At 63.8% G+C, this 10861-nt stretch carries 9 protein-coding genes; 6 read left to right on the top strand and 3 right to left on the bottom strand.

Going from position 1 to position 10861, the window contains the following annotated elements; genetic code table 11:
- From U1703_RS18505 to U1703_RS18480, 6 genes are all read left to right on the top strand, one after another.
- The coding region (locus U1703_RS18505) for an integrase core domain-containing protein (protein WP_332786918.1) at positions 1-163 on the top strand (163 nt) is incomplete at its 5' end.
- Between the two features lie 244 nt (positions 164-407).
- Positions 408-1613, top strand: coding sequence for a nucleotidyltransferase domain-containing protein (locus U1703_RS18500; protein ID WP_332786917.1), 1206 nt, complete (start codon positions 408-410; stop codon positions 1611-1613).
- Positions 1610-3325: a ThiF family adenylyltransferase gene (locus tag U1703_RS18495; RefSeq protein ID WP_332786916.1), complete on the top strand. Its 1716-nt coding sequence runs from the start codon at positions 1610-1612 to the stop codon at positions 3323-3325. Before U1703_RS18500 ends, U1703_RS18495 begins: the two co-directional genes overlap by 4 nt.
- Positions 3315-3773, top strand: a complete 459-nt coding sequence (locus U1703_RS18490; protein ID WP_332786915.1) for a Mov34/MPN/PAD-1 family protein — start codon at positions 3315-3317, stop codon at positions 3771-3773. Before U1703_RS18495 ends, U1703_RS18490 begins: the two co-directional genes overlap by 11 nt.
- Positions 3770-4846, top strand: coding sequence for an SAVED domain-containing protein (locus U1703_RS18485; RefSeq protein ID WP_332786914.1), 1077 nt, complete (start codon positions 3770-3772; stop codon positions 4844-4846). The genes U1703_RS18490 and U1703_RS18485 overlap by 4 nt, the downstream gene beginning before the upstream one ends.
- Positions 4846-5760, top strand: coding sequence for a pPIWI-associating nuclease domain-containing protein (locus tag U1703_RS18480; RefSeq protein ID WP_332786913.1), 915 nt, complete (start codon positions 4846-4848; stop codon positions 5758-5760). Before U1703_RS18485 ends, U1703_RS18480 begins: the two co-directional genes overlap by 1 nt.
- 314 nt (positions 5761-6074) lie before the next feature.
- On the opposite strand, the gene U1703_RS18475 is transcribed toward U1703_RS18480, so the two are convergent.
- The 3 genes from U1703_RS18475 to U1703_RS18465 all read right to left on the bottom strand — a co-directional run bounded on the left by U1703_RS18475 (position 6075) and on the right by U1703_RS18465 (position 10697).
- The gene (locus U1703_RS18475; RefSeq protein WP_332786912.1) at positions 6075-8294 is read right to left on the bottom strand and encodes a relaxase/mobilization nuclease domain-containing protein; all 2220 of its coding nucleotides are present in this window, start codon (positions 8292-8294) and stop codon (positions 6075-6077) included.
- Positions 8291-8659, bottom strand: a complete 369-nt coding sequence (locus tag U1703_RS18470; RefSeq protein ID WP_332786911.1) for a plasmid mobilization protein — start codon at positions 8657-8659, stop codon at positions 8291-8293. Before U1703_RS18470 ends, U1703_RS18475 begins: the two co-directional genes overlap by 4 nt.
- 199 nt (positions 8660-8858) lie before the next feature.
- Positions 8859-10697, bottom strand: coding sequence for a site-specific integrase (locus tag U1703_RS18465; protein WP_332786910.1), 1839 nt, complete (start codon positions 10695-10697; stop codon positions 8859-8861).
- Between the last annotated feature and the right edge of the window lie 164 nt (positions 10698-10861).

Below are 10861 nucleotides of genomic sequence, written 5' to 3'. Positions count from 1 at the left end.
GTTCCCCTCGCTGGCTGCGGCAAGACGGATCATCGAAGCATGGCGGACGGACTACAACACCGTGCGTCCGCACAGCAGCCTCGGCGGCATGGCACCCGCCGACTTCACCAACCGCCCTCGCCACGGGCATGAGGACACCGAAGCTAACTTATCGGTGGCCTGAAAATGGGGAGCAGGTCAGTGGCCACACGGTAAAGCAGTCATTCGTTTAGTCGTCACAAAGCATCTAACAGCGGGCGTCAGCAGCCCAGGCGAATGATCTTCAGGATCACCGAGCTTGAGGTGCTGTTGCGTAAGGCCGCTGCACGCATTTCCACAGGTATCTCCGTATTTGATGCAGATAAGTGGAGTCCGACCTGTTGAAAAAGCCCGCGGTAGAGAACAAATACAGAATGGAGGGGTTAACCATGACGACGAAAAGCGCTGACGAATACCTTGCCGCACTGGCCGACGCGCTCGCGATCAGCGAAGCGCGCTATGACCAAGCGTGCCGCAGCTACGCGTCGCTCGGCGCCTGGCTGCACCGCCCGGAATCGACCGTCTTGCGTTACGGTCCGCAGATATACGTGCAGGGGTCCTTCCGCCTCGGTACGGCGATCCGTCCGTTGAACGATGAGGAGGAATACGACGTCGACTCGGTCTGCGAGTTGCAGTTGCTCGGCACGGGCGACCTCAGCCAGAAGGCGCTGAAGAAGCTGGTCGGCGACGAGATCAAGGCGTATCGGATAGCGCAGAATATGGTGAAGCCCGTTACCGAGGGTAAGCGGTGCTGGGTGCTCTCCTACTCCGATGGCGCCCAGTTCCACATGGACATCGTGCCGGCGGTCCCGAACAACTCGCGGCAGAAGCTTCTTCTCGAGGCATATGGCCTCGACACCCGCTTCTCGGAGACGGCAATCGTCATCACTGACGTGCGGTCACCGACCTACGAATACATCTCCGACGACTGGCAGCGGTCCAATCCGAAGGGTTACGCGAAGTGGTTCCAGCTGCGCATGGGGCCGATCTTCGAACGGAAGCGCCGTGCGATTGCGGAATCGGTCCGGGCCAGCGTAGAGGACATTCCGGAATACCGGGTCCGCACCCCGCTGCAGTCCGCGATCATGATCCTCAAGCGGCACCGCGACGGCATGTTCGTGGACCGCTACGACGAACGGCCGATCTCGGTCATCATCACGACGCTCGCCGCGCACGCCTACAACGGGGAGGAGAAAATCTCCGACGCGCTCTACGCTATCCTGGCGAACATGGACCGCTTTATCGAGCATGACGGCCAGAACTGCATCATCCGCAACCCGTCCGACCCGCTCGAGAACTTCGCGGACAAGTGGCCGACGCATCCCGAGCGGCAGAACGCCTTCTTCGAGTGGCTCGCGCAGGTGCGGCATGACTTCGGTCAGCTGGCGCAGCAGGTCGAGCGCCGGCGGCTTGTCGAGAGCGTGGCCCCGCGGATGGGCGCCATCGCCGAGAAAGCGGCCGCGCGCATGGACCCGCCCTCGGGAAGCATGCTTCGCCCCGCCGCGTCGGCCGCAATCATCGGGACCGGTGCGGCGAGCGCCCCCGCGTTCCCGAACACCCGCCGCGAGCCGACCTCCCCCAAGGGCTTCGCTTGATCTGGTGGGGCGAACAACCCGGCCGCGCCCAGTCCGAGCGGAACGCGATCGGCGATCTCGCCGAACGTAGCCAGTGGCTGGCCAACGTGGAGATGCGGCTGATCGGCACGCAGCTGGCGTTCGACTTCGACCTGGAGATCGGCGAGCGGAATATCCCGCTGACTCTAGTCTACCCCGACTTCTTCCCCGACGCCGCGCCGTCGATCCTCGCGCGCGACCGTAAACTACTGTCCGGCCACCAATACGGCCCATCGGGCGAACTGTGCCTCGAGCACCGGCCGGATAACTGGACCCCCGACGTCACTGGCGCGATGATGATCGAGAGTGCACACCATCTACTCTCGTCGGAGGACGAGACCGGTCAACCCGCCCCGGCCGACCACCGAACGACGCGCGCGCAACGGATGCGGTACTCCGCGTTCCGCTTCCTCTTCTCCCGGGACACGCTGTCCGGGCTCGGCCTGATTGCCGAAGGTGAGGTGGCCGAGGGCGAAATGCAGGAGCAGGACGTCGCCGGGACCTACGTGGCGCAGCTGTCGCGGATCGGTCCGACGGACGCGCCGCTCTGGCTTGAGGCGAAGAAGCGCGGCGGGGACGTGCGGTCCTTTCGGGCTGTGGTGGTGCGCGTGCCAGCGGGCGGCGGTCGCGCGTCGAAGGATCTCGATGAGCTTAAGACGCTGCTGTGGGCACATGGTCACCCGGCCCTCGCGACTGATCTCAAGGACGGGTCCGACCTGGTCGGCGTCCTCCTGTTCGATGGACAGCGCATCCACGTCCCGATGGTATTCGGCGACTCGGGCGCGCGGAAGCTAATCAGCTACGACGCGATCTTCGCCGAGCCGGACGGCGTCAGGCTCGACCCATCTTACGAAAGGCTGAAGGCGGCCAAGGTCGCGATCGTCGGATGCGGATCGGTGGGCTCGAAGGTAGCCGTGCAACTCGCCAGGTCGGGCGTCGGGGGCTTCGTGCTGGTCGACGGCGATGTGCTGTCGGCGGGCAACCTCGTCCGCAACGAACTCGACTGGCGATCTGTCGGCGTGCACAAGGCGCCGGCGCTCGGCGCGCGGCTGATGGACGTCAACGCCGACTGCACCTTCACCGCCCGGACGAACCCGCTCGGCGGACAGGAGAGCGGTGCGATGGCCGCCGCGACGATGGCCGCCATCGAGACCTGCGACCTCATCGTCGACGCGACCGCCGATCCGGCCGTGTTCAACCTGTGCTCCGCGATCGCGCGCCGGGCCGAGAAGCCGATGTGCTGGGGCCACGTCTTCGGCGGCGGTGCCGGCGGCATCGTCGTGCGGCTGCGCCCCGGACTCGACCCGACGCCGCTGACCGCGCGGCAGAGGATCGAGGCCTGGTATGCCGAGCAGGGTGTCGACTGGCCGGACGACGGCTCGGCGAAGCCATACGAGGACAACGGCACCGGCGGACCCCCGCTGATCGCAGACGACGCCGACGTCAGCGTGATCGCGTCGCACCTGTCGCGCTTCGCAATCGACCTTCTGGCCCGACCGGAGGCGACCGGCTTCCCGTACCCCGCCTACGTCATCGGCCTCAGCGACCGGTGGCTATTCACTGCGCCGTTCGACGTCCGTCCGATCGACCTCGGCGAGAACGACACTTGGGGGGTGAAACCGGGCTCCGGCGACATCGAGGCGCTCAAGGGGCTGCTAGCCGACCTCACGGCGAAAAAGACAGATGAGGGTTGAGATCGCGCCGGACGTCAGGACGATTCTCAAGCGCGCGCTCCGCGCAGCCGGTAGGCGCGAGATCGGTGGGGTGCTCATGGGCGAGCAGATCGAACCGGGCCACTTCCGTGTCGTTGACTTGTCCATCGACAAGGAGACCGGCGGCCGTGCGCACTTCGTACGGAGCCCCGAGGCGCACGCCGACGCGCTGGATGCATTCTTCCAGCGGACGGGAAACGAATACGACCGATTTAACTACCTCGGGGAGTGGCATTCCCATCCGCGCTTCCCGGTCGATCCCAGCATACAGGACGCGGCTTCAATGATCGAACTCGTCCATGGCGAACGCGGCATCGACTTCGCGGTGCTGCTCATCGTGAGGCTCGACTGGTGGCGGCGGATCGCAAGCTCGTGCACGCTGTTCCGCCGCGGCCTTCAACCTTCACTTGTCGAGATATTGGAGCAATGACCGTGCTGAATCATTTCCTGCGCTCGCTCATCGACTGGGTGTTCAGGCGGCGGTCCGTCGGCGCATCGCTGATAAAGGTCGGCGTTCCGCTGTATGCTCTGGTGCTAGCCAGCCTCACCATCGGCATCACGGTCCCCACCAAGGGCGGCCCCTTCATCTTCTCGTGGGACACCTCCGGCGGAGCCGCAGCACTGAGCTGGGGTGTTTTTATAGTCGCCACGACCATCGTCCTGACGGGACTGCTCCTAGTCATCCGCGACGTCCGCCGTGAAAACCGCGAGAAGGTCGTCGTGATCGAAGCGCGCGGCCTGCGTGATTGGCAGGGCGAGCCGCTGGAGAAGGCGGTGCCGATTTCGGTCCGGGGACGGCGCGACGCCTTCGTCGTCGATGTTCGGCAGGGCCTGGTCGATGGTCGGATCGTCAGCCCGGAACGCGCGCTGCAGAAGCTCGCCGGCGTTCCCGACGACATCTCGCGGCGGACGGACGGTATGGACCGGGCCGACGTTTTATTCGCACTGGGCGGCCTCGCGCCCGTGCCGCTCCTCTTCCTGTTGGGCGTGATCGTCGATGACGAGCACCGAACCCTGTTCATGGACTGGGACCGCAACGCGCACATTTGGCGGCCGCTGGATGAGGACGATGACGGCAGGCGTTTCGATGTCACCGGGCTCGGCGCGGTCGCCGCCGGCATCAGCCGCGTCGCGCTCTGCGTATCCGCCTCCTACGACGTGCTCGACGCTAACGTTCGCCTGGTCGAGCCTGCGGCGCCGATCGTCCGGATGGACCTGCAGGATCGGTCGACCGCGTCGCATTGGTCGGATGCCAAGCAGCAGCAGCTCGCTCAGCAGTTCCTCGACACGGTCATGGCGCTCTCGCGGCAAGGCGTTAGCGAGATCGCGCTGTTCCTGGCCGCGCCGGCGAGCCTCTCGCTCCGGCTCGGGACTGTCTACGACCGGCGTAACCTGCCGGGCGTGACGGTGAACCAGTTCGAGCAGGCGAATCCGATGAAGTTCCCTTGGGCGGTGCGCATGCCGGTCGCGGGATTGGCCACCCCTGAGCTGGTGCAGCGCTGATGACCGGTGAGGGAGCACCGGCAACGCAGCCGGTCATAGACGTCGCGAAGCTCGCTCGCTCGATGATCGACCTGGCGCCGACCCAGTTCACACGCGACGCGATGCTGGGCGCCGCCTTCCCTCTTGAGCAGCGCGAGAACCCCCTGCGGCTGAACCTCTTTGCCACTGCCATCAGGATTTTCCTCGATTACGTGATGGACGCACTCGCGCCACGCGAGCAGGTCGAGGCATGCCGCTGGTTCGAGCCGGTGGAGGGCCAGGACAGGCCGGTCCGCAATGCGAGGCTGACCTACGCTCTCATCGGCGGCCTGACTGTCGAGCAGGTCGAGGAGATCACCAGCGTCGACGTGAAGCCGCTGATCAAGGACGTCATCAGCGCCTACGGCGACCTGAACAAGCACGTCCACGGCCGAGAGGACACGATCGTCTGCGACCTGGACGAACAGGACGCGATCGCCCACGACGTGCTGGTCGACCTCGCACAACTGCTCGAGGCTCAACGCGACTACCGGCGCGAGATCGTCGACGGCATCGCCGACGGACTGCAGCGCGAGGCGGTCGAGGCGTTTACCACCGAGACCATCGGGGAGATAGACATCCTGGCGACGCACCACACGGTCGACTGGGTCGGCATCGACGAGCGCCACGTGACGAGCATCACTGCCGCCCACGTCGAATACGAGATCACCGGCTCCGTCGGCGTCACGCTGCTCTACGGCTCGGGCAGCGACCGGCGTCGGGGCGATGGCGCCGAGATCGGTGACGAGTTCCCGATCGGGATGCGCTTCCAGGTGCCTGTCGAAACGCCGCAGGACCTCGGCGAGGCCGAAATCACGAGCGAGATAGACACGTCGGCATGGTTCGACAATGGCAAGGATGACGACGTTCAGAACACCGCTGACTTCAACCTTTAGGCGCAACCGCTAACCCCGGCCATCGACGCGGCATGAACAAACGGCAGCTTTTGTGACGCTCAACCAGTCGATCGAACGGCCGAAATTGGGGCGCCAAGCCGACCCGCCCGTTTGCGCGACCCGAATGGCGGGTTTCAGCAAAGCCCGACGCTCACATCGACGGCGTTGAATGTCTTGAGCTGGTCGCAAGCTGCCTCTCCCGCAGATTAGGTAACATCCCAGAAACCGCCCTCGGGGATACCGCGATAGCCGCGAAACGCTCGCTTCTAAAAGGATGTCGCTTCACACTTCTGTGGATCATGGCGGCCTCGCCGCTATCGCTCTTTACCTCCCACTCCCCTTTCAGGTAAATTGTCGCTTGATTTGCACCTGCCTTTACTTAGTCTTGCCGATGCAAGCACGTCCTGCTGGGAATGGGTTGGGTCGACATATTTTCTCACAGACGCGACTCGCCCAAGTCCAAGAACGCCTTGCTTTGTTGTAATGCTGGATACGGTCGCAGAAATTTGAGGCTTCGGGTGGTTAGCATTCATCTCGGCGAACCGCTTCTGCGTCTCCGCATCTTGGCCTTGGGCTGACAGCGCCCGGCGCTCATCAAGCGACAGACCCTCGGTGCTGATCGACCATCGCCCGGCCTCATCGCAGACCGGCAGACGCCCCATTTCCCCCAATTTTGCGAAAGCCCGCTTCCACGACTGCCTGAGAACTTGTTGTTCGCGAGGAAGAGCTAATGCCCGTGCGCGCGATAGGTCATCAACGAGTTCGGACTGGGGTACCGAAAAAGGATCAATTGCACTGGCTGCAACCTCCAACGCCGCGGCGCTGACTGGAACATTTAGCGGCGATGAATTACTCGATATGTTCGAATGCAACTTTGACCCAATAGCGGGTTCACCAAGACCTTCGATTTCTCGTGGCCCGTTCTCCCCCGTTTGCGAATCTGATTTTGGGACGATGGTTGATTGAGTCGGCCCTTGAGAGGTAGCTTTGGGCTGACGCGCTCGCCACTTGGCCGCCAAATCCGCATCCGCCAGAACATGTCCCAATCCATATCGCTGGGCGATTTCGAACGTGCGCTTTCGAAACTGCTTGTCGCCGTTGACCGACACCTTGCCGTCGAACTTCAGCGCAGCCAGCCGCAGGGCGGCCAGCAGGGCCTCGTCGTCCTGAATGACGACCGCGATGTTCGGGCCGCGATCCAGGAATGCCGTCGGCTCATCGGGTCCTCGGGCATAGCGCGTGCCGTCTGAGCAGGGATAGCCATGATAGCCATCGATTTCAGTTGGCAAACCAGACTTGCCCTGGGCGACGCCACTGAGGTGCGGCAGATCCTCCACGTCGAAGCGGTGTCGCCAACGCCTTGCGAAAACACCTTCTCGGCGCGCGTAATACCAACTCTCTAGATTAGGCGGCGGTCGCGTCAACGGTGGCTGAATTTCGCCTGCCGCAGGTTGCGCCTGTTCGCCTTCTTCCCGTGCAAGGCCAGCCGGGAAGGAACGCTGCTCGCGACGTATTTGCTGCTGCTGCCGCCAGCGCTCGCATTCTGCACGGTACTCGTCGGCGCGGAACGCGTCGGCAAGTCGATCACTATGGTGGTTACGCGATACTTCATGAATCTCTTCCCGCCGCGGCTCGAATGAGCCGAGACGTTTCTCTACCTGGGTCCGGGTGATCGCTCGATCGATACCGGACGCCTTCACGCGTTCGTCACCGACCGTGAGCGTCACACCATTGGTGCCGACGATGTCGTAGCGAATACCGACCTCCGCCAATGTAGCATGCAGGTCGTTCCACGACCGTGCAGCCTTGATACGTGGTACCGCGTCCTCCTGCACAATCCGCTGTGCGGAGCGATAGCCGGTCCGGTTCTCAAACGACGTTGCCTTCGGACAAAGCGGCTTGCACCCCGCCTTCTGTCTTGCTGCGGCATCGGCCGCCATTACCAGCCTGCCGTTCACGACGTCATAGCGCGCGTCGGCCTCCGCCTGCCATCCGAACCGATCGACAATCAAAGCGATCGCCTGATGCGCCGCTTCACGGGTGAAGCCGTCGTTGATCTCAATCATCCGCTCCGACAGCGGATCGTATCGATTGAGCGCCAGATGGACGTGCCGATTATCGGTGTCGCCGTGGCAGGCATAAATGCACGGCTGGTTACCGACGCCGAGGTGCTCGACGAACATCGCCACCGTCTCATCAATCTCTGCAGGCGTCGGAAGTTCGCCCTCACGCCAGCTGAGCAGCCAGTGATCGATCGGGTTGGGACTTCGGCTGGCCATTTGAGCGATGGCGATCATCTCAGCGCGTTGCCCGGCGATATTCGAGCTGACGAAGTTGCGCGCACCGATATGGAAAAGGCGCTCTCCTTTCGTATCGCCAAGCCCCTCGCGAAGCATATAGGCGACTTGATAATCCTTCTCAGCGCTCTGCTTCTCAGGCTGTCGAAGATAATCGACGAGATTGCGGGCATGTTTCGCCCGCTCGATGGTGGCGTTGCGTCCGGCAGGCCTTGCGGGAATATGCTTCACGATCACGGCGCCGGCGCCCCGTCGCTAGCATCGTCCAGATCGACGGTCAGGCCCCCGATTGCTGCGCATATGTCACCAAGCGTGTCGGCGACGGTATCGGCATCGATTTCCGTCTTTTCGGCCAGATCCTTAACACGGCGCCCGAGCACGTGCAGGACGGCTATCTCACGCAGTTTGTCCCGATCGCGCAAGCCCCCGTCGAACAGGCGTTTGCGAACGTACTTCGATATGCCGACTTCGCCCGCCTCTTGAATGAGCAGCCGCTTCTCCTCGGCCGTGACGCGAATGTTGATGCTCTCGCCAGTTTTTGCGCGCGGCGCGCGCTTCCCGCGCGGCTTACGGCTTGGCCGGTCGGTCGCGACCTTGCTCATTTGTCTGCCCCTGCGACAAGCCTTCGGCGCGGAGCAGGTCCGCCCCGGCGGACTGTGGTGTTGTACACCACCCATCCTGCTACTCTGTTTCCTCGCTCGACATTGCGGAGGCGAGAGCCGGAGCGCATCCTCTTCTCCTTACTGGTGCGCACCCCTCGTCTTCTTTTCTGCTCAGCCCGCCGGGGCTGCCTGGAGCGCGTCATGCGCGGTCCCCTTTGACGCGGGTAGGGCGCGCCTGCCGCATGTTTGGCGGTAAAAGGCGGATGGTCCGCTGGTCCGGCAGATGGCCGGTCACGATCGGGATCTTCGCCACCGTGGCCTTGAGCTTCTCGAGCGAGGCCCGCCCCGGATAGCGCGTCATGCCTTCGCCACCCGTCCCCTTGTGGCCGAGTAGATCGTTGCGGAACTCGATGAAGACCTCCTGGTCCTTCAACTCGTCCGACACGGTATGGCGGGCGGAGTGCATCGCCTGACCGCGCTTCCGGTCGGGCACGCTCGGCGCAATATAGATCCACCACAGCTTGTAGAAGACGTCGCCCAGCTTCCGCTTGGTATCGCCGCCGGGCACGAATTCGGGGAACAGCAGCGTCTCCCCGGCCGCGCGCATCGCCTCGACATAGCGCAGGAAGCCCAACCGGATCAGCTCGTCGGCGATGACGATCACGCGCCGGGCGGACTTGTTCTTGATCCGCCCGGTGATGGTGGGGCGGATCAGCAGATAGTCGATGCTATGCCGCTCCTCGACATCGTCGAGCATCAGCTTGGCCAATTCCTCGCGCCGCGCGCCGGTGTACCAGATGAGCAGCAGCAGATAGAACAGGCCATCGTGGATGACCTTGGGGCCGGGCTTCAGTCGCTCCTCGACGCCGACGCAGCCCGTCCATGGCGGCAGGCGGAAGATCGCCTCGCCTTGTTCCCGGGTGTAGCGCAGCCGTGCTTCACGCTCATCCTTATCGATCGGGGCCGTGAACTCACCGAAGTCGATCGGCTCGGCGATGGGCACCGCCTTGCGCGTGAAGCTGTGGATCTGGCCCAATTTGTTGAAATGCTTGTTGGCGGTGCCGGTGGACAAGCCGATCTGATCCATGGGCACATCGCCCGTCTCGACCCGATCGGCGAACACGGCTGCCGCCTGTTCCAGGCTCTGGCCGAGGTCGTGGTCGCCAGCGGCCTTGCCATAGTTGACGGAGAGCTGATCGAACCATTTGTCGAGCTCGACGATGTCCGCCTTGGTGACCCGCCAAATTGGCGTTCCAGGGGGCAGCGACTTCTGCAGCAGCACGGCGGCCCAGCGGATCTGGCGCAGCGTCTGTTCGCCGACGCTATCCTTCTCGCGCTTGCCGCCCTTGCGATGCTCCAACAGGCGGGGCGTCGTGGCGATCATCCGCTCCGCTGCCTCGACCGGGGTGCAATGCAGCCAGTCCTCTGGCACCGCCGAAGCTAAACCGACCGGCGCAGGATGAACGCCAGCGACCGGCGAAGGCGACGGCTGCGGCGGTGCAGGCATGGCCGAATTGCCAGGCGCCACCGTCCCGGGCGTGGCCGCACTTCGAAGCTGCGCCTCTGCGGCGGCATAGACGTCGCGGTAGGCCGGGTAGAGGGCGAGCTCCAGCATCCAGCGCAGCCGGTCATCGACTGCGAAACCTGCAGCGGCGAGATGGCGATCGATCTCGTCTGGCCGGATCAGACTAACACCGCGCTCCTCGCGCATCGCAATGATTGAGCGCAGATCGGCGATCCGCTGCGCGCTCCATCCCTCCGCCTCCAGTTTGCGCTCTTCGGCCGGTAGGAAGGACATATGGCCGCCCTGGTTCTTCAGTCGCTCCAAATAATCGACGAACGCCAGATTGGCGGCCGAGTGGGTCTCAAAATCGTACGGCGTCGATCGCTGCAGGGTGCACACCTCCGCCAGCCGCTCCTCGTACATCGCCTTGGCGATCGCCTGGAGCTCCTGCTCGGTGATATCGGTCTTCTGCCTGGCCCGCCTGTCGAGCATCTCCAGCACCCTCGGCGTCACCGCCGTGAGCGCCGCCCCCATGTTGCGCACTGCCTTCCGGTCGGTGGTGCGCAGCGACAGCCGGACATCTAGAGCGGTTTTCAGCCGAATTGAATCATCGGGGCTTCACATGACGGCCGTTTTCTGATTCACGATCCGTGCTGGGGAAGGAGGCTGGCGCGAATGGGTCGAGCTTTATCACGTGA

Source organism: Sphingomonas flavida, assembly GCF_036663655.1.
Taxonomy (GTDB): Bacteria; Pseudomonadota; Alphaproteobacteria; order Sphingomonadales; family Sphingomonadaceae; genus Sphingomonas.
This window is presented reverse-complemented; position numbering and strand designations above follow the sequence as displayed.